17 protein-coding genes and 1 pseudogene are annotated in these 22,849 nt (G+C 49.6%); 1 reads left to right on the forward strand and 17 read right to left on the reverse strand.

Annotation, left to right across the window (positions count from 1 at the left end):
- The 15 genes and pseudogenes from EUBDOL_RS11340 to EUBDOL_RS11690 all read right to left on the reverse strand — a co-directional run.
- Positions 1–384, reverse strand: a pseudogene (locus tag EUBDOL_RS11340) (hypothetical protein); the annotation flags it as partial.
- Positions 377–2,233: a recombinase family protein gene (locus tag EUBDOL_RS02020; protein WP_001820670.1), complete on the reverse strand. Its 1,857-nt coding sequence runs from the start codon at positions 2,231–2,233 to the stop codon at positions 377–379. The gene EUBDOL_RS02020 and the pseudogene EUBDOL_RS11340, both read right to left, overlap by 8 nt.
- Positions 2,234–2,287: 54 nt before the next feature.
- Complete coding sequence (locus tag EUBDOL_RS02025; protein WP_000253176.1) at positions 2,288–2,551, reverse strand: hypothetical protein; 264 nt, start codon at positions 2,549–2,551, stop codon at positions 2,288–2,290.
- Positions 2,551–2,781, reverse strand: a complete 231-nt coding sequence (locus EUBDOL_RS02030) for a YdbC family protein (protein ID WP_001206986.1) — start codon at positions 2,779–2,781, stop codon at positions 2,551–2,553. Before EUBDOL_RS02030 ends, EUBDOL_RS02025 begins: the two co-directional genes overlap by 1 nt.
- Before the next feature lie 45 nt (positions 2,782–2,826).
- A complete protein-coding gene (locus EUBDOL_RS02035) occupies positions 2,827–3,681 on the reverse strand; it encodes a ParB/RepB/Spo0J family partition protein (protein ID WP_000743700.1) in 855 nt (284 codons plus the stop codon).
- Between the two features lie 8 nt (positions 3,682–3,689).
- Positions 3,690–4,655 (reverse strand): MobV family relaxase, encoded by a 966-nt coding sequence (mobV, locus tag EUBDOL_RS02040; protein WP_001820668.1) that lies wholly within the window; start codon positions 4,653–4,655, stop codon positions 3,690–3,692.
- A gap of 524 nt (positions 4,656–5,179) precedes the next feature.
- Positions 5,180–6,205 carry an AAA family ATPase gene (locus EUBDOL_RS02045; RefSeq protein ID WP_001170964.1) on the reverse strand — a complete coding sequence of 342 codons (1,026 nt, stop codon included), beginning with the start codon at positions 6,203–6,205 and terminating at the stop codon, positions 5,180–5,182.
- Between the two features lie 458 nt (positions 6,206–6,663).
- Positions 6,664–6,834 (reverse strand): hypothetical protein, encoded by a 171-nt coding sequence (locus EUBDOL_RS11975; protein ID WP_000331638.1) that lies wholly within the window; start codon positions 6,832–6,834, stop codon positions 6,664–6,666.
- Between the two features lie 83 nt (positions 6,835–6,917).
- Positions 6,918–7,343 (reverse strand): RNA polymerase sigma factor, encoded by a 426-nt coding sequence (locus EUBDOL_RS02055; protein WP_000323895.1) that lies wholly within the window; start codon positions 7,341–7,343, stop codon positions 6,918–6,920.
- 94 nt (positions 7,344–7,437) lie between these two features.
- A complete protein-coding gene (locus tag EUBDOL_RS02060; protein WP_000241709.1) occupies positions 7,438–7,950 on the reverse strand; it encodes a sigma-70 family RNA polymerase sigma factor in 513 nt (170 codons plus the stop codon).
- 486 nt (positions 7,951–8,436) lie between these two features.
- Positions 8,437–8,610, reverse strand: a complete 174-nt coding sequence (locus EUBDOL_RS11135) for a cysteine-rich KTR domain-containing protein (protein ID WP_002779755.1) — start codon at positions 8,608–8,610, stop codon at positions 8,437–8,439.
- A 51-nt stretch (positions 8,611–8,661) separates the two neighbouring features.
- Complete coding sequence (gene tet(O), locus EUBDOL_RS02065) at positions 8,662–10,581, reverse strand: tetracycline resistance ribosomal protection protein Tet(O) (RefSeq protein WP_000691758.1); 1,920 nt, start codon at positions 10,579–10,581, stop codon at positions 8,662–8,664.
- 366 nt (positions 10,582–10,947) lie between these two features.
- Positions 10,948–11,322: a TnpV protein gene (locus EUBDOL_RS02070; protein WP_001129922.1), complete on the reverse strand. Its 375-nt coding sequence runs from the start codon at positions 11,320–11,322 to the stop codon at positions 10,948–10,950.
- Complete coding sequence (locus EUBDOL_RS02075; protein ID WP_425321175.1) at positions 11,303–17,278, reverse strand: SNF2-related protein; 5,976 nt, start codon at positions 17,276–17,278, stop codon at positions 11,303–11,305. Before EUBDOL_RS02075 ends, EUBDOL_RS02070 begins: the two co-directional genes overlap by 20 nt.
- Positions 17,279–18,054: 776 nt before the next feature.
- Positions 18,055–18,450: a TnpV protein gene (locus EUBDOL_RS11690; RefSeq protein ID WP_425321173.1), complete on the reverse strand. Its 396-nt coding sequence runs from the start codon at positions 18,448–18,450 to the stop codon at positions 18,055–18,057.
- Here EUBDOL_RS11690 and EUBDOL_RS11695 point away from each other — a divergent pair.
- Positions 18,398–19,165, forward strand: coding sequence for a hypothetical protein (locus EUBDOL_RS11695; protein WP_235713679.1), 768 nt, complete (start codon positions 18,398–18,400; stop codon positions 19,163–19,165). The genes EUBDOL_RS11690 and EUBDOL_RS11695 overlap by 53 nt on opposite strands.
- Positions 19,166–19,261: 96 nt before the next feature.
- On the opposite strand, the gene EUBDOL_RS02080 is transcribed toward EUBDOL_RS11695, so the two are convergent.
- Both EUBDOL_RS02080 and EUBDOL_RS02085 read right to left on the reverse strand, forming a co-directional pair.
- Positions 19,262–19,477: a transposon-transfer assisting family protein gene (locus EUBDOL_RS02080; RefSeq protein ID WP_004798044.1), complete on the reverse strand. Its 216-nt coding sequence runs from the start codon at positions 19,475–19,477 to the stop codon at positions 19,262–19,264.
- Position 19,478: 1 nt separating this feature from the next.
- Complete coding sequence (locus EUBDOL_RS02085) at positions 19,479–22,847, reverse strand: LPD28 domain-containing protein (RefSeq protein ID WP_004798046.1); 3,369 nt, start codon at positions 22,845–22,847, stop codon at positions 19,479–19,481.
- Positions 22,848–22,849: the final 2 nt, after the last annotated feature.

A 22,849-nucleotide genomic window follows, 5' to 3' on the forward strand; every position in this document is an offset into this window, starting at 1 on the left:
AAAGCCTTTGTGCTTTTCAATCTCCTCCGGGAAGTATTTGAGCAGCTGGTCCTCCAGACGATATTGCTTGCTCTGGTGGTCGGCTTTCATCAGCTTCAGGCGGGATACCTCCACATCCAAATCCATACGCTCTTTGATACGGGGGTCTCCGGCACACAAAGCCTTAATCTCTGCAAAACTGAGGGCGGTTTCATCCACATCATCGCAGGAGCGCACCGGCGATTTAGAAGTCATGATCTGGCTGATGAATTTCTGCTTGTTCTCCACTGTCTGCCAGAGGTATGCGTCAAAGGTTCCCTCGGTCACATAGCGGTACACATGAACAAGGGGGTTCTGGTTGCCCTGACGCTCGATACGCCCCTTTCTCTGGGCAAGGTCAGTCGGTCATTTTTTGCGGACAGTTCATACATGCTATCCTTTTCTGTTCTCTGCTCCTGCGTTTGCTCTCGTTTGATTTCTCCCTCCGTATCTTCTTGGCACAAGCAGGACAATACCTTGATGCACCAGAGCCCGGGACATATTCAACGCCGCACACCGTACAATTTTTAGCGGGCATTGCTGCCCACCGTTTTGTAGGTATGATATGTAATTCATCGACAAAGCCGATGAATTTATAGTAAATCTTGATTTCCTGCTTCACTGTTCCGTCTGCCATCTTCTCACGCTCCGAAACAAGTATCTTGTCTATGAGTGCGTTTATAACTGTTGCATCCAGTTCTTTTAAGCCTTGATAATTTCGGATAAGGGCGAGGAAGTCACGGATTCCCCGTGATTTCTCGTAGCTTTCATTAAGAGTTTCCGTCACCTCTTTCAGCCTTGCTTCAATTTCAAGCTGCTCTTTCTGGTATTTCCCCGACATCATCTCAAAATTCCGCTCGGTAATACGCTCCATGACCTTATCCTCGTAGAGAGAGGAAAACAGCCTGTCCAGTTCCGCAAGGCGTTTGTTCAGCTTCTTACGTTCTTTCTCTAATGCTTTCGCCCTGCTCTGGTCTGTTTCCGTGAGCCGCTTTTCTATGGCCCTGACCGCCTTTTCATCATTCACTGCCATATCCGCAAAACAGTTGATGTCGGCAAGAACGGCATTGAATAAATCCCTTGCTTCTATATTGTGGGCACTACACTCGCTTCTTCCGTTTCTTGCATAATTATTACATGAATACTGTACACAGTCGATAATCTCTGGGCGTTTCCTCCTGTGTACGTTCATTGCCCGCAGAGCACATCCGCAGTCCACACACTTGATAACGCCTGCAAAAATATTTACAAATCCTCCCTTGTTCTGTGGAAGCCTACGACTTGTAATAAGCTGTTGGACAATATCAAATTCCTCCTGCGTGACTATTCCCTCATGGGTATTGGGTATCACTTCCCATTCTTCGGGCAGCTTAGAGGGGCGTTTCTTGCTTTTCATATTGGCGGCAATCCGTTTGTAGCCTACAAGATTTCCCGCATATATCGGGCTTCTTAAAATGCTCCTCACGCTGTTCCCACTCCAAATATAGCGTTTGTCCTCGTTCCCCTCAAAATGACGTTCAAAGCCTGTTTCGCCACGCTCCGCCGCATAAGCGGCAGGGCGTAGGATATGCTGTTTATTAAGATGTCTGCAAATTTTGGCAACTCCATTCCCTTTTAATGCAAGGTCGAATATCTCTTTTACAACATGTGCCACTTTATCATCTATCAGCAGATGGTTGTGGTCGGCAGGGTCTTTGATATAGCCATAAGGGGCGGTAGTTCCCATGAATTTCCCCTGTTGAAACCTCGCCCGATATGCCGATTTTATCTTAACAGATATGTCAGCGGCATACATTTCGTTTAAAATGTTGCGGAAAGGCGTGATGTCCATAGCAGATTTATTCAAGGTATCTACGCCGTCATTGACCGCTATATACCTCACGTTATGCTCTGGGAAGAAAACTTCCAGATATAACCCACAATCAAGATAGTTTCTCCCCAGACGGGATAAATCTTTCGTAATCACGCAGTTTATCAGACCGCTTTCAATGTCTTTTATCATATTCTGGAAACTTGGTCTTTGGAAATTTGTACCAGAATAACCATCGTCCACATACGTTTTTGCTATGTGCCATCCCTGCTTTTTCACATAATCCGTGAGGATGGATTTCTGTGTCGCAATGCTCGCACTCTCGTTATCCGTACCATCGTCTTTAGATAAGCGGCAATAAATGCCGACTAAATAGATTTTCTTTTCTTCTTTGATTCCTGCCATACTGTAAAACCTCCGTATCTGTCCTATCTGTTTTCATGTCCCATTGCGTACATTCTAAGCGGACAGCCCCTCATTGTCGAAGGTGTCGCCCTCGGCAATCTTCTTCCGAATATCCTCGGAGATAATCGGGACAAACGCTTCTGTAACGGTCTGTGTGCCGACATATTCACGGCTGATTATCATCTGCACTGGTGCTTTTGGCACGATACGCTTTCTCTTTTTATCTGCTTTCTTATCCTCGCCCATACTTAAATCTTCCTTTCCAGACAGGGCAGGGAAGAGTTTGGAAATGTCCCCGCCCTGCCAATCAGATACCATTAATCCTCGCTGTTTAATTCTTTCTGTAATGCTTTAAGGAGTGCCGCCGCTTCATCAGCGTTCAGCGTGATTCCCTTGCCGCACTTTTCACGGTTCGGGGAAAAGCTGCGGATGTCATACTTCGGCTCTTTCCCATTCCATGAAATGAGATTGATTTCCTTTGTGTAGCCACTGTCGCCCGTAGACAATACTGCGATTTCCTTTACGATTTCATACTGGATTTCTCTCATTCTCCATACCTCAACTCTCTGTATTTACTTCCCGAAAAAAGAAGATTAGCGGCTGTCACGGTTGCGTTTCCTCTGCAACTCACGCTCCAAAAGTTTGATGATGGTTTCCTCCATCTGCTTCGGCGTTGTGTTCTTCGGAAAGTATTTTTTCAGCTTGCTTGTGTTGATTTTCAAGGTTTCTTTCTGGTTGCCCTTTTCCTCCGTCATAATCGCAAATATCGTATCCATGTCAAGCCGCCCGCTCTGGCTTAACTGTTTCATCCGCTGTGCCTGTGAGAGTGAGGGCGTTGCTTCTTCGCTCTCCATCGTGGCAAAGAGGTTTTCCTGCTCGTCTTTCTTCAAGAAGGACAGTTCCACCGCAGGCGTGAGGGCGATTTTCCCCTCGTCCACCATCTGCAAAATCGGCGGTATCAGTTCCGTCAGGCGGATAAAACGCTGCACGGTCATCCTGCCCACGCCGAAGCCCTGTGCCACCTTGTCGTCCGTCCGCAACTTCGTCACAACTTGTGACGAGGTTAAGTCTGTGCGGAAACCCTGCCGCTTCATGGCTTCGGATTTCATCTTGTAAGCAAACGCCCGCTCCGATGGCAGGATATTCTCACGCTGCAAATTGCTGTCTACAAGGGTGATGATGGCTCGGTCACGGTCTAAGGGCAGGACAAACGCAGGCACGGTATTTATCCCTGCAAGTTCAGAAGCACGGACACGCCGCTGTCCTGCAATCACTTCATAACCGTCCCCGTCCTCTTTCGGGCGTGTGATTATCGGCGTGACAATGCCAAATTCCTTGATGCTTTCCGCTAACTCTGACAGTGTTTCATCTTCTGCCACATGAAACGGATTGTCGGGGAACGGGTACAAGTCTTTGGTCTTTAACACCTTAAAATCCTGTTTCTTCATTCACATATCTACCTTTCTTTCGCTCTGCTTCTATGATTTTTCTGCAATTCTTCCAACACTTCGGGCGGTATTTTTGACAGCAGCCGCCCCATCTGCTCGTTGGTTCTCTGCAATTCAAATATCTTCTGATTCGCTTTCTGCACCTTTAGTTCCTGCTCGTACTTTTCATCACGCATACGCCCCGCATAGTCTGATTCCTGCCCAATTCTCTCTTTCAAACTGTCGATATACGCCTGCTGTTTCCCGATTTCCTTAGAGAATTTCTCCACGTCTGGCAGCCATGCAGAGAGTAAATCTAACGCTTTATCCCTTTTCTTCCCTGCGTTAAAGGCGTTGATGTCGGATAGGGCAGACACGATTTCTTCATACTGTTTATCAAGCCTGCCGCCTAATTTATAGAGCCATGTGGGGACGTGTTTCCGCTTGGTTTCCATTGAGGACTGCCCCCGTTCAAGCTGATTCCACCGTGAGGACATCCGCTCATGGTAGGCGGTCTGCCACTCGGATAATGATTTCTGGTTGCCTAAGATAGCTTTCGCTGACAGCTTATTGTCTGGCGTAATCGGCACAAAGCAGAGGTGCATATGGGGCGTTCTCTCGTCCATATGGACGACAGCGGAGAGGATATTCTGCTTTCCAACACGCTCCGAAATGAAGTCAAGAGCCGTCTGGAAATACGCTTTTTGTTCTTCGGGCGGTAACTGGTTCATAAATTCTGGTGAAGCTGTGATGAGCGTTTCCACCATCATCACGCTGTCTTTCCTTGTCCTGCACCCCGCTTCGGCTACCATGCGGTTAATCTCTTTCTTGTAGGTGTACTTTGGTGGTGCTATGAGATGGTAATTGTTTTTAGAGCGTTCCATATCTATATCTGGGTTGCTTTTGTAGGCTTCTTTCTTCCGCTCGTTGTGGCGTTCACAAGCCGCAACGCCGCCCGCTTTTCGTTTCTGGAAACGCAGGATTGCATAAGGCATAGGCGGATTCCTCCTTTCTTTCGGCGGGTGACCGTCCTTTGGGGTGACAGCGGTGACGGTGGTGACAGCAGTTTTGGGATACCCCCTGCCGACTGCCGCAACTGTCACCCTCACCCCCTGCATGACGGTCATGTCGATGATGACGGTGTTTTTGGGATACCCCCCTCGCAAGAGCCGTCACCGTCATGCCGCCATTCTTTTATCCGAAGCCGTAAGGCGTAGGATAGCAGGGCACAGCCCTGCCTTAAGGGAGTCCAGAGGGAACGTCTGGCACACGACTTTGCAGGGCAAAGTGTAGTGTGTTACACCCTGTAAACGCAGTCGGAAAAATCGGAATGATTTTTCTGACCGCAGGGGTGGTTTTACACGACCGAAAAGGGCGAGTAAATCTCACGCCTGCATTTTGCGTTTACGGGGTGTTCTCCCGTAGGGATGACAGCGGCAGGGTATCCTAAAATCACTGTCACCACCGTCACTGCTGTCACCCGCAGGGCAGAGCCGCCAGCTTTACATGGCTTTAAGCGTCAATGACAGTAACAGGGGGGTATCCTAATATCGCTGTCACCACCATCACCGCTGTCACCCGCCCTCCTTGCAAGGGCAATCCGCCTGCCGTCTTTCCTGCGGCTGTACTGGTAGCAGATACGGTTCTCGCTTAAAAATGTGGTGCGGTATTCATTCAGCCATTTCGTAATCACCGTGGGTATGGTTTCCGTTTCCCCCATAGCGGCTAACAGTTCCGTTGCCGTGCCTATCCATTCTTCCTTATCCCTCATAAAATCCACCAACCGAAAAAGGACATCTGGTATCGTTTCTTTCGCAAGCTGCTCCTGCGTTTTCCGCTCCACAAGCTCCCAACGGCAATCACGGAAACGCAGCGTGTATTCCTGATAAGGCGTGTCCCTGCCCGTCACATACAGCTTGGCGGTGTCAGACGCACGTTTCTCCTTTTCCAGAACAAAGGTAGCGTCCGCACTCCCCGTTAATCCTGTCGTCCCAGACACCTTGTTGAACACGTCGCTGTCATTCTGCTTTCGGATGTGGTGTACGACAATGACCGCCAGAGAGTGCCTGTCGGCAAAGTCTTTGATGAGGGAGATGTCCCCATAGTCGCTTGCATAGGCATTGTCTTTTGAAGCTGTACGGACTTTCTGCAAGGTATCAATGACAATGAGCCTGCTGTCTGGGTAATCTTTCAGATAATCTTCAAGCTGCACGATAAGACCGTCTGACAGCTTGCAGCTTGCCACGGCAAAGTGGAGCCGCCCGCTTGCTTCGTCCGTCAAACGAAATAACCTGTCCTGTATGCGGCAGAACGTGTCCTCAAGGCAGAGGTAAAGCACATCGCCCTCCATTGTCGGCATATCCCATAAAGGGATTCCCTGCGACACGCATAAGCATAGCTTCAGCATGAGCCAGCTTTTGCCTATCTTCTGTGAGCCGCAGAACAGCGATAAGCCTGTCGGGATAAGGCTGTCCACCACAAAGGATGGTTTCTCAAGCGGTTCATAAAGGAGCGTTTCGGCGTTGACTGTCTGTAACTTCTGCATGGCTTTCCTCCTTTCGGGCGGTGTCTTTGTTTTCGTTGCACATAGGCGTTGACCTCCTTAAAAATAGATTTACTCCCACGGAAAAAAGTGAGAGTATGTAATGCCGCCAATCCCACACAAATAAAAAACAGATTTCTTTTTCGGGCGGTGTCGGTCACGGTTGGAGATATTTCTTCAATTTCCGCCTTTACTTTCTCCTTTGCAATCGCAACAGATTTCTGTATTGCCGAAGCGGTGCAATGCTCCATAGCGGCGATTTGGTAAAAATTGAACTCATACTCGTAGTAGAGCAGGAAACGCCGCCTTTGTATCTCTGGAAGGCTCCCAACCGCCTTATAGAGCGTTTCATTCCGTTCTTCCTCAACCATGCGTTCATCAAGGCTCTTAGGCACACGCAACGCCCGTCTGTAAAGGGTTTCGTCCCATACCTCGTTAAACTCCCTGTGCCGCTCGTCCCATTAGAAAAGATTCCTGTTCCTGCGCTCCATCTGCCGAAACTCCATAAAGAACTGTTCCGACACTTCCAACTCGTGGGATTTGCCCTGCCCGTCCTTAAAGCTGATAAAATACCTTGTGCCGCTTTCCGTGGATTCCTCCCGAAGCGTGTATGCCTTAACCCTGTATGCCATCCTGTTGTCCTCCTGCAAAAAATGAGTGAGGGGATTTCCATCCCTCACCCAGTAGCCCGCAGGATGGCAGGCTGTTTTAGAAGCTATAAAATTTTCCGCAGCTTCTTCCGCAGATGGTCTAACCTCGCATAGATGGCACCAGTCGTCAAATGCACAAGCGGGGCAATCTCCTTTGTGGAATACCCCTGCATTTTCAGCAGGACGATTTTCAAGGTACGCCCGTCCACCGTGACTAATACTTGATAGAGATTTTCGCTCTCAATCTCTTCCAGTAACTCCGCAACCGTACCCACTTCCGCCTGCCGCTCCCTGCCTGCCATGTCCTCAAGATATTCCGCAACGTCATTCGTCCATCGGTAAAACCGCCTGTTGGAATTGAAGTCTGCCCTGTCCGCCATGCGTATCTGCTCAATGGTCGCTTCATCAACGCCGCACTCACGCAGCAGCTTTTCCTCCGCTTCTTTCCAGATACGCCATTTCCTGTCCTCCCGTCCGTGGTTGTATGCCATTCTTACTTCCTCCAATCAGAATTGATTGAGAGGGCAGAGAAAAGCCCCCTCATCTTCCCAAAGGAAAAAACAAGGGGGCTGAACGCCTTAAATTTTAATTTTCTATTATCTTTCTTAGTTTTATTAGGATTCTGGCTTTGCGTTTGTTTACAACGCTCTGGGTTATGCCCAACCTCGCCCCGACTTCACGCTCGGAAAGTCCGTCAAAAAAGATTGCCTGTATCAGCTCCTGTTCACTATCCGACAGCAAAGGCAGGGCGGCTTTCAGCCTGTCCACCATGACCGCATTGACAACGGTTTCTGCAATGTCCACCGCTTCATCAGTGATAAAGTCCAGAGGATTCCCCTCGCTGTCCGTAAATCCGTCGAGAGATAGCAGTCTATTCTTTGTATCTAATTTTTGCAGATAACGCCACCGTTCCTTGTCACGGTAGAAGTCTGTGTATTGCTCCCTCACGACTTCAAGCAGACAGCCTTGAATGGGGATAAACAGCTTGTCCATATAGGTCTGGTCGGATTCCCTGCAACGGCAGAACTCCGTGTAGGATAATTCCACATAGCCGCCACTTTCTCTGATATATACCTTTCTTGGTGCATATTTCACCATAAATACCTCCCATCTGAATTTTTGAAATGTAAAAAATCCAGATGGAGAGGCGGAGAACGACACCGCATATCAGAAACAGCCCTACGGCACTTTCCAACAAAAATCGACAAAAGAAAAACCGCAAAGGCTCTGTGACCTTTACGGTTATAGGAAATAGTAATTCTATTGTATGGAGATTGTACTTCTACTTTCAAGGTGAGAAGTACCGTTGCACTGGCAGAAATTTTTTTAACTGGTTTCCTGCCGTTCTCTGATATGCTATGTATTGATAAATTTTGCTTCGTATGAGCAGATAGATAACTGCCCGAAAAAAGGACATAAAAAAATCCCTCCAAATTTAAAAACAAATTCAGAGGGTAATTTAGGGTATAACAAAATAACCCACCCGAATATCGTTTTTTTATTTGGTGAGTTTGTTCTTTCAAATACGAAACAAAAAGAGCCGATGATTCGTGAATTGTTCCACAATTTCATCGGCTCTGCGTCTTAAGCGTCTGGCTCTTTGATGACAGTTATCTTCAAGTTGTCAACTTTAATCAATCTTTCTTGTCTGCATTTTGGACAATAAAGGGGATAATTCTCCAAAACAGTGTCCTTCCTAATTTTATTACGGGTTTTGCTCCCACAAACAGGACACAATATCCATTCGCATTTCATCATAATTAGTCTCTAATCCTTTCAAATCTCATTTTATATGACTTTTGCAAGCTGTTAAGCTAACTTGTGGAACATATGCCGAACCTTATCTATACGGCTATTCGGGCGGCGGGGTTGGCAAATAAATTTACCAATAGCTGGCTGGTATCCTTTTAACTCTGTCAAGCAGACTCCCTGCCCATTTGTGAAATAAGTTAAATCGTTCCTGTATTCTTGAATACATCTAGCAGGGATTTCTCCTTTCAGAATGACCTCGTCATTCTTTATCTGAGTACTTACAATATCTGCACAATACCTTGGAGCATCATGATACGCCCGTGAGAGATATTCCTGCGGTGCATAAATTTCAAAGTGGAGATATGGCTCTAATAGTTCTGTCCCTGCTTTTTTTAAAGCCTGCTCCAATACGATAGGGGAAAGCAGCCGAAAGTCTGCGGGGGTACTTACAGGACTATAATACAATCCATATTCAAAACAGATTTTACAGTCTGTCACTTTCCATCCATACAGCCCCTGCTCGCAGCCATAAAGAACCCCCTCCATAACCGCATTTTGGAACGATTGATTTAAATATCCAAGTGAAACTCTGCTTTCATACTGCACTCCGCTTCCAATAGGGAGCGGCTCTATGGACAACCCGACAGAAGCCCAGAAAGGATTTGGCGGGACTTCTATGTGGATGGTATATTCTGCTTTTCTAAGCGGTCTTTCCATATATATAACAGTAGGCTCTTTTATTTCTGCCTCCACATGATATTTTTCCTCAAGGATGGCACAAATGACTTCCATCTGCACATTCCCCAAAAAAGAAAGTATAATCTCATGCGTTGTAGTATCCACATAATATTTTAAAAGAGGGTCGCCATCTGAAATTTCTGTAAGTGCCCCAAGCAATATTTCCCGCTGTTCAGATTTCTTTACTGCAATCGTTGTTTGGAGCATAGGGAGAGGATTTTCAATAAATTTTCTCTGCGGCAACAGTATTTCGTTCCCCAAAATACTGTTTAGCTGCAAAACATCATTTGGTAAAATTACAATATCACCAGAGCAGGCTGTATCGGATGAATATAATTCACCGTTTGTCGGAACACACATCTCTGTGATTTTTATTTTCTCTTTTTCAGATATTCTAATAACATCCCTCAAATGCAATGTTCCGCTATATATACGCACATAAACAAAACGCCGCCTTTTCTCTGAATATTCAATCTTAAAAACCTGCCCGCATAGTTCAGATTGACCTTCAGGCGTTGATGAATAAAATTTACTGGCAATTACTTCTATAAGCTGCCGAATCCCCAGATTGTTTTTAGCGCTTCCGTGATAAACGGGAAATAACGTTCCGTTTTGGAATCTCCTGTTTTCTTCCTGTTCCAGTTCTGACATTTTAAACGGTTTCCCTGACATATATTTCTCTAATAGTTCATCGTTTCCCATAATTACCGCATCCCACTGTTCCATATCGTCATTGTCCGTTACATTTATATGGGGATGCTGCCCAACCTTTTGCTTCACTATAATTTCCGAAGAAAGCTTTGCTTTCATTTCCCGATATACCATTGGCAAATCAATCCCCTCTTGGTCAATTTTATTGATGAAAAAAATTGTCGGAATCTTCATTATCTGTAGTGCATGAAACAGTATACGGGTCTGTGCCTGTATGCCATCCTTTGCAGAAACTAATAATACTGCTCCGTCTAATACGGATAAAGAACGGTATACTTCCGCCAAAAAATCCATATGGCCTGGCGTATCTATAATGTTGACTTTTACATCCTCCCACTGAAAAGATGTCACTGCTGTCTGGATAGTGATTCCCCTTTGACGCTCCAAATTCATTGTATCTGTCCTTGTTGTGCCTTCATCTACGCTCCCTAGTTCTGCAATTGCACCACTGGTATACAATAAACTTTCCGTTAATGTTGTCTTTCCTGCGTCAACGTGAGCCAGAATGCCTAAGTTAATTATTTTCATGTGATTTTCCTCCTATCAACACCCAAAAAAGGGCATAAAAATACCCAGTGATAAATACTCCTATCACTGGGTAAATAACTCCAATAGCCCCAAAACACTTATATGTTTTCGGGCATATAAAATTACATGATAAAAGTATTCTTAAACTGGGTACAAAAAACTAAGCCCCATATTAAAAGTGAAACGGGACTGCTACTTTTTGTTCCCACTATCAAATTGACAGTTTATTTAAGAATACCTTGCCGCATATTTATTAACTCCTTGTATAATACTGAATCTAATTATATTCCTTAACCCTTTATTTGTCAAGCTGACAAACTAAAGCAGAAAAAGCGGCAGGATTTCCCCCTGCCACTAATCATCTGTTTATGCAAAAATAATTTCCTTTTCCACAATCTCCCTCGCACAAGCCCTTATGTTATTGAGGCATCCTGTCCATTCTAAGGCGTTTTCTGCCTTTAGCTGTTCCGTTATGCCCTGTGCCTGTTTCATACCCTCTATGAGCCTTTCAAAGCGTTCCTGTGCCTGTCTGTTGATGTCGGCAAGGTAGGCGTTTAGCCTGCCGCTTGTAAGAAGATTGGTGTATGTAACTTTACGGTACTGTTTTAGATAATCTAAATGCCGTTGCCCCCAGATGCCTATTGCCTGTTCTTCTTCGGCGGGTACAGTTAAGCACGGTATCAAATAATCCCCTTGCCTTTCGTATTTGCCGCCCAGTTCCTCAAATAATGATTTTGCCATTGTCTGTTACCTCCACATTCTTTTTTATTTTGAATGTCCGCAAAATCCGTCCTACATCTCCGGGTCTCCACGGACAATCCAGATCATGAAGTGCCACCAGACGGTCCTGCACATTGGTGCCTGCGCCCATCTTGGCGGTGCTGCCCAAAAGGACACGAACCTGACCGGTACGGACTTTAGAGAACAGCTCCTTTTTCCGCACTTCGGTATTGGCTTCATGGATAAAAGCGATCTGGTCGGCAGGCATCCCCTGAGCAATGAGTTTCTGACGAATATCGTCATATACCGTAAAGGTCGGTTCCTGTTCCGGCAGAGGCACAGCGCCTTCCAATGCGTGAAGCAGTGGATTATCCAGCGTTTTCGCCGCCTTGCTTGCAGGAGCTTTGGCCTGTGGTGTAGAAATGTCGCAGAACACCAGCTGGGTCAGCTTGTCAGCTTTGCCGTCCCGCCAGATCTGCATGATGTTGTCCACACACTGATTGACCTTTGTGCCAGGTTCGTCCGGCAGCATCTGGTTGACGATCCTCTGGTCAAGCCCCAACTTACGGCCATCCGAGGTAATCTTGAGCATGTTATCCTGGGACGGGTCAACAGTTCCGCTGTGTACCAGCGATGCGCGCTCCGAAAGGGTCTTGACCATTTCCTGCTGATGTTCGGTGGGCTGCGCCACGATGTTGTGGTACTCCACTTCCGGGGTAGGGAGATTTAACTGGTCGGCAGTCTTAATGTCCGCCACTTCTTTGAACAGGTTCATCAGCTCCGGCAGATTAAAGAACTTGCTGAATCTCGTTCTTGCCCGGTATCCGGTGCCTTCCGGTGCCAGCTCCAATGCTGTGACGGTCTCCCCAAATCGGGAAGCCCAGCAGTCGAAGTGGGTCATGTTCAGTTCTTGCAGGCGTTCATATTGAAGATAACGCTGCATGGTGTAAAGCTCGGTCATGGAGTTGCTGACCGGTGTACCGGTGGCAAAGATCACGCCACGGTTTCCGGTGATCTCATCCATATAGCGGCACTTGGCAAACATATCGGAGGATTTCTGCGCGTCCGATGTGGAAAGACCAGCCACATTCCGCATTTTTGTGTATAAAAACAGGTTCTTGTAGTTGTGGGCCTCGTCCACAAACAGCCGGTCCACACCCAGCTGCTCAAAAGTTACCACATCATCTTTTCGCCCCTCGGCTTGCAGCTTTTCCAGTCTGGCTTCCAGAGACTTTCTGGTACGCTCCAGCTGCTTGACGGTAAAACGCTCGCCGCCGCTGGCCTGCACCTCTGCGATACCCTCGGTGATCTCGTCGATCTGCTCATAGAGAAGCCGTTCCTGACGCTCCCGGCTGATGGGGATACGCTCAAACTGGCTGTGTCCCATGATGATGGCGTCGTAGTCACCGGTCGCAATACGGGCGCAGAACTTCTTGCGGTTATGGGTCTCAAAGTCCTTTTTGGTTGTGACTAAGATGTTGGCAGAAGGATAGAGGCGCAGAAACTCCGATGCCCACTGCTCAGTCAGGTGGTTGGGAACCACAAAGAGAGATTTCTGGCACAGTCCCAGGCGTTTGGCTTCCATCGCAGCGGCCACCATCTCAAAAGTTTTGCCTGCGCCTACTTCATGTGCCAACAGGGTATTTCCTCCATACAGCACATGGGCAATGGCGCTTTTCTGGTGTTCCCGCAGGGTAATGGCCGGGTTCATGCCCCCAAAAGTGATATGGCTTCCATCATATTCGCGGGGACGGGTAGAGTTCATTTCTTCGTTGTACTGACGCACCAAAGTCTGGCGGCGCTCCGGGTCTCTCCAGATCCAGTCCCTAAAGGCTTCCCGGATCGCCTGCTGTTTTTGAGCCGCCAGGGTGGTCTCCTTGGCGTTCAGCACGCGGCGCTCTTTTCCGTCTGCGTCCTCTATGGTGTCATAGATGCGGACATCCCGCAGGTTCAGGCTGTCCTCTAAAATCTTGTAGGCATTGGCACGACTGGTCCCATAGGTGGTATAAGCTGCCACATCGTTGTAGGATACAGAAGATTTCCCCTTGATCTGCCATTCAGCGGTAAAGGACGAATAGTTGACCTCGATACTGCGCTGGAGATAAAACGGGGTGTTGAAGGTCTCGTACATAAACTGCTGGATGTACTCTTTGTCGATCCAGGTAGCGCCCAGACGCACCTCAATCTCCGACGCATCCAGGTCTTTGGGCTGGGCGGCGGTAAGAGCTTCCACATTGACTGCATAAACCGGGTCCTGCTGTGCCGCCCGCTGCGCCTGACGCAGTTTGCGGCGTACATTGCCAGAGAGGTATTCATCAGCAGTCACATAATGGGGCGTTCCGTCCTGCTCCAACTGTCCCGGTATACGGAAGATGACGCCTTGCAGCTCTCCGGCCAGTTCTTCTTTTGTTTTTCCGGTAAGCTGGCTCATATAGTCCATATCCACGCAGGCTTTTTCCGAGATGGACACCGCCAGTGCTTCACTTGCCGTATCCACCACAGCCACCGCCTGATGGGGCTTGATGGTCCGTTTGGTGAACATATCTGCCTTGCGTTCCAGCTTTCCGTCCTCGTCGATGACTTCCAGCGCACAGAGCAGGTAATAGGAAGAATCATCTGCATAGGCCAGTCGGTTTGCACGGTCATTGATAAGGCCATATTTTTCAGAAAAGCTGTCATACAGGCTGTTCAGTTCCGCCTGCTTTTGGGTAATGGTGCTGTCCGGAACCGCTGCATCCATCTGAAGGTCGATCAGTTCCTGCACACAATCACGCAGTCCCACAAGACCTTTTACGCGGGCTTCTGCGGTGGTGTTGAGATCCGGGCGCACCATGCGGCTGTTTTCCCGGTAGTACACCTGCCCGTCTACAATGGCATAGGAATAGTTCTTCACATTAGGATCGGCAGGAATGAAGGTGTCAATGGCTTCGCCTTCGCCCAGCTCCGGCAGCTCTGCCTCCTGATAAGTGCCATGAATGTACTTCACAGCATCATGCAGCTGGTCGGAAAGCTTCAGTCCCTCGATGGGGTTCACGGTGTAGTCCATACCATGTGCAGTGCTTACCGGCTCCTGTCTGCCCAGCACCATTTCCGGATGGTCGATAAAATACCGGTTGATGGTAAACCCGTCCTCCGTCTGTCCGGTCTGGGTCCATTCCGGCACGATGTCCAACGGGTGGTCCCGCTTTTGGAAGAAGATGATGTCCGATACCACCTCGGCACCGGCATTCTTTTTGAACGCGTCATTCGGCAGACGGATAGCTCCCAGCAGCTCAGCACGCTGGGCAAGATATCGGCGCACGGTGGAATCCTTGGCGTCCATGGTATATCGAGAGGTCACAAAAGCTACCACACCGCCGGGACGCACCTGGTCCAGTGCTTTGGCAAAAAAATAGTTATGAATACTGAAATTCAACTTGTTGTAGGCTTTGTCGTTGACCTGATACTGACCGAACGGCACATTGCCGATGGCAAGGTCAAAGAAGTCACGCCTGTCGGTGGTCTCAAAGCCGCCTACTGTGATGTCCGCCTTGGGATAGAGCTGCTTTGCGATGTGCCCGGAAACAGGGTCCAGCTCCACGCCGTACAGACGGCTGTTTCGCATTTTCTCCGGCAGCATACCAAAGAAATTGCCCACACCCATAGACGGCTCCAGAATATTTCCGGTCTCAAATCCCATACGGTCCACCGCTTCATAGATGGCCTGAATGACCGTAGGGCTGGTGTAATGGGCGTTGAGGGTAGAGCTTCTGGCGGCGGCATATTCCTCCGGGGTCAGCAGTTCTTTTAGCTGGGCATACTCTAAAGCCCATGCCGGTTTCTCCGGGTCAAACGCATCAGAGAGACCGCCCCAGCCCACGTATCGAGAAAGAACCTCCTGCTGTTCGGGGCTCGCCTGCTGTCCGGCAGCTTCCAGCTCTTTCAGCAAACGAATCGCATTGACATTTGCCTGGAACTTGGCTTTCGGACCGCCTTCGCCCAAATGCTCATCGGTAATGCGAAAGTTTTTTGCATTGCGGCGCAGGTTAGCCTTGTATTCCTCATAGGAGGCTTTCTCGGCAGCTTTGGCATTGGGGAAGGTCTGCCACTGGCCATTGACCTGAATGGAAACCGGGTGTTCGTCCAGCACTTCCTCAAAGGTTTTCTCCGGCTCAGTCACAGGGGCTGGTGGCTCCGGCTCCTCGATATGCAGTCGTTCCACCACCACATCATAAGGCAGATTGTTCTTATCGCCCGGATAGACGGCCATGGTCTCGGAATGGAAGGTTGGGGATTCGGTAGCCGGTTGGGGCTGTTCCTGTCCAAAACCGTCCTGCTGACGGGCATACATCCCGCGCAGCAAAGGCGCAACCTCATCCCAGCGGAAATACAGCATAGCCAGACGCTTTTCCTCTGCATCCATGACTTCCAGTTCTATGCCCTGTGCCGTGGTACGGTAATCGGCAATATCGCCGGTCTCCAGATTCAGTGTCTCGATCTCACCGGAATAGGCTCTGCTCAGCCAGTAGGCAATCTCGCTGTTGCTCCTGCCGGATTGCAGCAGCGTGGAAATCTTCTTTTTATCCGCTTCATCCATCAGTCCATGAGCCAATACATCCCGCAAGTCCTGATCTGCCTTGTCCGGGTCAGTAGGAAGAAACTCGGTATAGTAAGCATTGCGGCGGTCTGCCCGAAGCAGCTGCTCGAACTGTTCTTTGCGCTCTGCCCGGTAGATGGGATATACCATCCCGGTGGGCAGAAGCTGTACGGTGTCCTCACGCAGCTCGGTGATCTGATAGGCGTCATCCTCGATATACACGGTATCGCCCACGGCATAGACCAGGGCAGCAGGGTCATAGGATGTTCTTTGCGGAGTTGGGCGGCGAACTGCATCATATTCCTCATCGGAAATAGCAACTTCGGAAGTCTGCTCTGTCTCAGCAGCTGCGATCTGCTCTACATCCGACATCACCTGTTGGATAAACGGATCATTGTCCAGTTTTTCCGGGTCTGCCACCTGGCCGTTGACAATCCCTCTTTCCTCCAGAGCTTCCCGGATGGCGATTGGGTCGATGTCGTCAAAACGGTCCTGTTCTTCTTCGGTATAGAACCGGTCCTCCTGAATGAGCTGGGCAAGCCTGCGCTGTACCTTCGGCCAGGGCAGCTGCGTTTCCTCCGGGCTGCCGGCACGGACAACGAACAGGCTGTTGCTGTTACTGCCGCCGTATTCCTGAGCCAGCCATGCGGCGGTATCTTTTTCTCTTGCATGGTCTTTCATATAGCGGACAACAGCGTGTTTACTCTCGATATTGCCGTTCCATGCACAAAGGGCAGTATCAATATCTTCCTGAGAAAGAGGGCGCAGAAGCTCATGGAGCTTTGGATAGGTCTCGTCGATCACTTCCCGGTGTAAACGCTGACGGAACTCCGGCACATCCGAATAGAGTCGGATCAGCTCCATATCCTTAGAACCAAGGACTGCACGGCGCACAGCGGCATTACCTTCGATGACAGCATTTTCACGGTCAGAATGCCCGCAGGCATTGCGGTATGCGGCATCCTCGGAAATAGCGGCAGTCACCACAGGCTTATACTGCTCAAACTGCTCCCCAAGGGTAGGCTTTGGTGTTTCTTCATCCATCTCCGGCTGCTGGGCTTGAATGGCATCTTCTTCGGCCAGTTCCTGTTCAGACTGGATCTTGTCATACTGTGCCTGTTCCTGTTCGGTAAGATAGCGGTCTTTCTGGACAAGTGAGGTAATGCGCTTGGCAACCTTTTCCCAGTTCAAGTGAACATCCGGGCAGTCCTGCTTTTTATAGTGCAGTCCTTTCCCATCGTGATCTTCGCCGCTGTGTGTTGCGCCGGACAGGGCATGAGAGCGTCCGCCAATGCCATACTCGTCTTTGAGGAATCTCACTTTCTCCTTATCCGTATGGTTTGCCATGAAGAACGCATAGATACGGCCTTTTCCTCCGGCGAAACTGCTGCCGCCGGTCATAGCGGCGTCGATCTCATCCTCGGTAATGAAGTGCTGAACGGTTGGCACTTGGGAAAGGTCTGAAGAAAAGGTCCTGCGTGGCAGGTTAAGGTCCTTCAGGTTCTCCCAGATCTCCCTTGGTCTGTGATAGTGAAAACGCAACAGGTCACGATCCTGCTGATAGGCAGTCCAGAAGGCGGCGTATTCTTCCTTGAGTGTCTGGCGGAAAGCCGGGTCACTCAGCTGCTCCGTCAGGCGGCGGGTCTCCTCTGGGAAACCATTGCCTTTGATCTCTGACAGGCAGGACAAATATCCGGCTTTTCTGGCGTCCTCGCTGAGATCGTGATACAGATGCCAGAGCTTTTCCGAGAGAAGGGAGCGTTCATAGCCTGCCGCTTCTGCAAGCTCCACATTGGAGGCAAACTGACCACTTTTCAAAAGCTCCCCGATACGCTCTGCGGCACTCTCCCAGGAAATGACCTGGGCAGACCTGTCATAACGGACAGACTTCCCGTGGGAAAGATGGATACCATCCTCGGCATACCATGCACTCACACTGCCAAGGCCGTTACCGCCGTGATACAGCGTTTTCAGTATCTCGGCAATCTCAGCGGTGGTTTTCTGCTTTTCAAAGGCTGCAACCACACGCTCTCTCTGACGATCTGTATTGCCTCCCAAACGCAGCACATGGTCAATATCATTTTGGGCAAAAGAAAAAGCAGAGGATGTATGCGCTACATTCTCTGCTTCATCTATGGATTGGATCTGCTCCGCTTCGGAGAGGAACAGGTTTAGGGTCAGCTGTTGATAAGCTCCGCCATCAGGATCTCCTCTGCCTGGGCTTTGCAGGTGTTCATCAGCCCCACCCACTTCATGGGATCGCTGGCTTTCAGTTCCTCGGTGGCTCCCGCTTCTTTCGCCAGCTGGGGCATCATCTGCTCCAGTCTGCTCTGGGCGGTCTCGTCGATCTCCAGAAGGTGCTGGTACAACTTCTCGCTCAGCAGCATCTGGTTGTAGAGGATGGGACGATGTTCCTTCAGGTAGGTTTTCCTCATCCTGCCGTACTTGCCCAGGGGTTTCGACCGCTGCTGGCTCAGCTTCAGGTCGGGAATCTGATAGTCTCCGTTCTGGATGTAGGTCATGGGATTGTTCATCTTGCTTGCTCCTTTCTTGGTTGGCTTCGCGCTCTGCATTTCGGACGGTAACGCCGATCTGCCGCAGCACCTGCTGGTTAATCTGACTGACCGCTGTTCCCAGCGCCCCGATAGTTGCCGGGGTATTGAAATCAAAGATCGCCATGAAATCTTCGTGGTCGAAGTAGCGTTCTGGTTCCAGTCCACAGCGGGACATCAAAGCGTAAGTGATACTGACGGTGGCTGCTGCCTTGAACTGTACTCCGATGTTAAACTCATCATATTCCTCCAAAAAGGAACCGTCAACGATATAGAAGAAGTCCTGCTGATGCTCCGTCCAGTATTCCTCAGCCAGTTTTCCGGCTACCTCCGTGAGCTGTCCGGCAAGGTCATCACCGGAAACATCATAGGTGCGCTCAAGCATGGCCTGCACGGAATCCAGATGGCGCTTCTCCAGCTGCCACAGCCAGGGAGTGCGGGAATGTTCACGGGTTCCGGTGTCGGAAATGTCAAAGACATAACGCAGGCGAGGTCTGTCCCCGGAATCGTCCACCAGAGCAATCCCTTTGGAACCGCGCCTTACATACCGGCCCATCTTTTCATTCCACAAATCGTACTCCGCACAGGCGATGGCGTCCGGTCGCTGGGCATAGATCATCAGCTGCTCATGGAACGGGTACTTGTAAAGGCGGGAAGCAGTAGTGAGAAACCCTGCCCATTCCTGCCAACTCCCCGTGAGCTGCGTTGTCACCTTCTCCGCCATCTGTGCATATAGTTCAGCTTTGGTTGGCATAGTGTCCTGTCCTCCTTTCGGTTTTGGGGTAAAGAGGTGGGGTGGCATATTGCCACCCCATCCCTGCGATTATGGTGTTTACTGGTCAAAATCCGGATACAACTCCAGCTCGGCAAACTCGGCATCACTCATGGCCTGGAGATTGCCCAGTGCGCTGTCTGTCAACTCCCGCAGCTCGGTTTCCTCCGGGGCCAGCTCGCCGCGCATCTCACGCAGGCTGTCGATCAGTCCGGTGCGGCTGCCGGTATTGTAAATGCACATCAGGTTCATTTCCTCAAAAGTAAAGTTTCCCATATCAAATCTCCCTTTCCGCACTCTTTTTTGGCGCTATCTTTTTGTGTTCTGCCTTGGGCTGGCTTTTCAGCTGCTCCATGACGGACTTTTTCTTTTCCCGTTCCTCCCGATGGGCAGCGGTAGCCAAATCCATGAGGGAAATGGGCTGACCGTTGCGGGCCTGCTGTTCCAGCTCTGCCACCGTAGGCTCTTTTGCGCCATTGTTGATGATACCGTCGATCATGCCGTAATCGTCCTCCACGGCCATCTCCGCATTTTTCAACGGATTTTCCGGCAGGAATCCGGGGATCTGGGTAAAACCAACACTGTCACAGTAATGACAGGATACCTTACCGTCCTGCTTGATCGCAACGATGTCACTGACACTCATAGAAGGACTGTGAAAATCCGCCGGCTTTTGCAGATTAAACTGCTCATATAGTTTTTCCAGCTGCTCCGGTACCGTGCCAGACTCCCTCAGCGGAGCTGTGTAAATGAGGTCATAATTGCTGCGGTCTATGGAAATGTCATGGGACTTTAACCAATCCAGATTCATAAAGCGCACATTCTGCGGATCGTCACGGCTCACCTGATAGATAGCAAAGCAATCTCTGTTCTGGGATAGAAATGCCTGTTCGCGTTCCTGCTGATGTTCCTGACGCTCCATGACCTTTTCGTGGAACTGAGGGCTTTTCTCCCATTCCTCACGGTCCACGCCAAAAAGACCGCCATGATCCATGATTTCCTGCGGGTCAAACACCATGCTCTCCGTATTGTCCTCATGCAGCACATAAACGGTCAAACCGGCGGCATCCAGTTCCAGCGCCCGTTCTCTGGTAACAGGGAACATCCCATCATAGGAGTAGCCGTATTCCTGCATATCTGGTGTGGAGACCTGCTCATCCGGCATGGGGTATTCATCCAGTGCCTGCTCCTGTGCTTCCGGCAGCTGGGAAGAAGCAGCCATCTGACTGACCTCTGCCTGCATCTGCTGATAGGCAGCGTCCTGCAAGGTCTCAATCATGGACAACGGTGCGTATTTTACCGAGTCTCTGCCCAAATCGTTGTCATCACAAATCTGGAGAACTGCCTTCATGCGGGAAATCTCCGGCATATCCAGCTGACCACCATCCAGCTCTTTCATGGATGCGGCATCGTAAAGGGTATAGTCCCAGCCGCTGTCACAGGACTGGATATGAAGATAGGTGGCATTGTCGATCAGAAACAAAGCCTCCTGCTGATTGGCGTCCGCCCCCAGCACTTCCATTTCCGGCATTGCCGCAGCCAGTTCCTTTACCGCTTTTTGCACCAGAGGATTATCACGGTAATAGTCGATTGCCTGGATGGTGTCCAGGTCAATGGTCTGGCCGGTCAAAATCGGAAAAGGTCCTTCATAGTCGCTTCCGTCTTTCAGCTCAAAACCAATGCCCTTGATCCCGTTCATTCGTTCTGCCGGAATCTCCTGATAAATGCGGATTGCTTCCTCCAAAGACAAGTTATCGTGGTATTCTCCGAGGTTTGGAAATTCCATGCACTCTGCTACATAGTAAGTCAGATTGCTGGTTGGCTGCTCTATCGGGGCGGTTTCCGGCTCTGCCTTTGCATGAGGGTCGATTCCGCGCTCTTTGCAGATTTCCTTATAGTGGCGCTCAATGTCGGAGATCAAAGTGCCGGAGGTTTTGTTGATGGTCTCCAAACTGGCTCTCAATTCTTTCAGCTCCTTGCCTTGACTCCAACTGGCAATATAGCCAAAGCTGTTTTCTCCAGTCTCGATGCCAAAATACTTGCAGACCGCATAGGAGATGCTTTCAGCCTCCACTTCTTCCGTGTGACGATCTTTCCTCTGTTTCTGCAAAAACTGGGAGAGGGTAGAAAAGCCACCGGTAAAATTCAGCCCTTTTTCCTCGGTCAGCATCAAGCGTCCATCTTCCGTCAGTTCCAACGGCTCTGTCAGCAGAACGGAGCCTGCATGGTTTACAACCACTCGTTCTTCCACACAGACCGGATCTCCAGGATCGTAGTCAGAACCGCGCAGGTCATAGCAATAAACGCCCTCTGGCAGATTATCGCGAGCAATCCGTCCGTTGGAGAACAGACCAAGTTTATCAAACAGCTCGATCTCCTGATATTGCTCGTCATTGGCAATCTGGATCTTTTTCTGATTGTGGAGCTTGCTGTGAGCAATCTCGTGAACCGTGGCCGAAACCGTCTGCACCTCGCTCATGCCCTGACGAATGGCAATTTTCTGATGATCGGCAGAAAAATAGCCGTCCGTATCGGCGGCCATTGCTTCAAAAGTAATCGGCACCGGTGCGCTGCGGCGCAGGGCCTCCATGAATGCCTCATAATTTGGCACATTGCCGGAAAGGGAGGAAGCAAGCTCCGGCAAAGGTTTCCCGTCGGTCTGACTCACATCAAAGACCTTGACAGGGCGAAACATGGGAATCTCGATTTCTTTTTCCTCTGTGACGATCTTTCCGTCTTTATCCAGAATCGGAGCCTTGGTATCTGGGTCCAGCTTCTGCTCCTCGATTTTCTTCTTATACGGTGTGGGAGCGATGATGGTAATGCCATGCTCGCCCTTTTTTACATGACGCTCAAACTGGTCTCTCCACTTATTGTATCCGGCTACCAATGTGGCGTCCGGCTTCTGCATATAGATGAGCATGGTGTTGTTTACCGAATAGCGGTGGAAGCGGGACATGACGGACAGATAACGCATATACTTTTCGCTTTCAAACAATTCTTTGATACCCTGCTCGATGCCATCTGTGATTTCCCTTAGCCGTTCTCGGTTGGTGGGTTTATTCTCAGCCATGATTTTCAATCTCCTTTCCAAGTGTGTGATTTCTGCTGTGTGTTCTGCAATCCATGCCTTTTGTTCTTCTTCACTTTCATAAAGAAAAAGGTCCAGCAGGTACTCTACATAGGTTTTCTTCTGGATTGCTTCCACAAAGCGGGGGTGCGGTTCTTCCTCCGGTGTCCTGGGAGAACGGTCGGCTTCCCATTTTTTCAACAGATAGTAGTAATCGGACAGTACACGGTAACAGCGCTGTCGATCCTCCCGAAACTTCTGTGCCTCGGTTTTTTGCCGGACATATCTCCTGCGGGGCGGGGCCTGACTGTCATAGATCAGGCCAAAGTCCTGTGCCAGTTTCTCCGCCGCTTCTTTTGGGGAGAGGTCAAAGAGCTTTGCGGTAAAGTCGATCACATCCCCATCTGCGCCACAGCCAAAGCAGTGGAACCGCTGGTCTACCTTCATGCTGGGATTCTTATCATCGTGAAAGGGACAGCAGGCCATGCCAGTTCGACTGACTTTTATCCCGTAAAACTCTGCCGCTTCTCTGGTGCTAACCGACTGCTTGACCGCTTCAAATACATTCTCTGCCATGT

This window comes from Amedibacillus dolichus DSM 3991, from assembly GCF_000154285.1.
Classification (GTDB): Bacteria; Bacillota_I; Bacilli_A; order Erysipelotrichales; family Erysipelotrichaceae; genus Amedibacillus; species Amedibacillus dolichus.

Coding starts and splice junctions, on each gene's coding strand:
- EUBDOL_RS11975 (WP_000331638.1), bottom strand. CDS start 6,834: ATGGCATACAGGGTTAAGGCATACACGCTTCGGGAGGAATCCACGGAA.
- EUBDOL_RS02055 (WP_000323895.1), bottom strand. CDS start 7,343: ATGGCATACAACCACGGACGGGAGGACAGGAAATGGCGTATCTGGAAA.
- EUBDOL_RS02020 (WP_001820670.1), bottom strand. CDS start 2,233: ATGGCAGGAATCAAAGAAGAAAAGAAAATCTATTTAGTCGGCATTTAT.
- EUBDOL_RS02070 (WP_001129922.1), bottom strand. CDS start 11,322: ATGGCAAAATCATTATTTGAGGAACTGGGCGGCAAATACGAAAGGCAA.
- EUBDOL_RS02045 (WP_001170964.1), bottom strand. CDS start 6,205: ATGCAGAAGTTACAGACAGTCAACGCCGAAACGCTCCTTTATGAACCG.
- EUBDOL_RS02030 (WP_001206986.1), bottom strand. CDS start 2,781: ATGAGAGAAATCCAGTATGAAATCGTAAAGGAAATCGCAGTATTGTCT.
- EUBDOL_RS02085 (WP_004798046.1), bottom strand. CDS start 22,847: ATGGCAGAGAATGTATTTGAAGCGGTCAAGCAGTCGGTTAGCACCAGA.
- EUBDOL_RS02035 (WP_000743700.1), bottom strand. CDS start 3,681: ATGAAGAAACAGGATTTTAAGGTGTTAAAGACCAAAGACTTGTACCCG.
- mobV (WP_001820668.1), bottom strand. CDS start 4,655: ATGCCTTATGCAATCCTGCGTTTCCAGAAACGAAAAGCGGGCGGCGTT.
- EUBDOL_RS02080 (WP_004798044.1), bottom strand. CDS start 19,477: ATGGGAAACTTTACTTTTGAGGAAATGAACCTGATGTGCATTTACAAT.
- EUBDOL_RS02060 (WP_000241709.1), bottom strand. CDS start 7,950: ATGGTGAAATATGCACCAAGAAAGGTATATATCAGAGAAAGTGGCGGC.
- EUBDOL_RS02025 (WP_000253176.1), bottom strand. CDS start 2,551: ATGGTATCTGATTGGCAGGGCGGGGACATTTCCAAACTCTTCCCTGCC.
- EUBDOL_RS11695 (WP_235713679.1), top strand. CDS start 18,398: ATGGGATTGTTCATCTTGCTTGCTCCTTTCTTGGTTGGCTTCGCGCTC.
- EUBDOL_RS11690 (WP_425321173.1), bottom strand. CDS start 18,450: ATGCAGAGCGCGAAGCCAACCAAGAAAGGAGCAAGCAAGATGAACAAT.
- EUBDOL_RS02075 (WP_425321175.1), bottom strand. CDS start 17,278: ATGACCGGCGGCAGCAGTTTCGCCGGAGGAAAAGGCCGTATCTATGCG.
- EUBDOL_RS11135 (WP_002779755.1), bottom strand. CDS start 8,610: ATGATGAAATGCGAATGGATATTGTGTCCTGTTTGTGGGAGCAAAACC.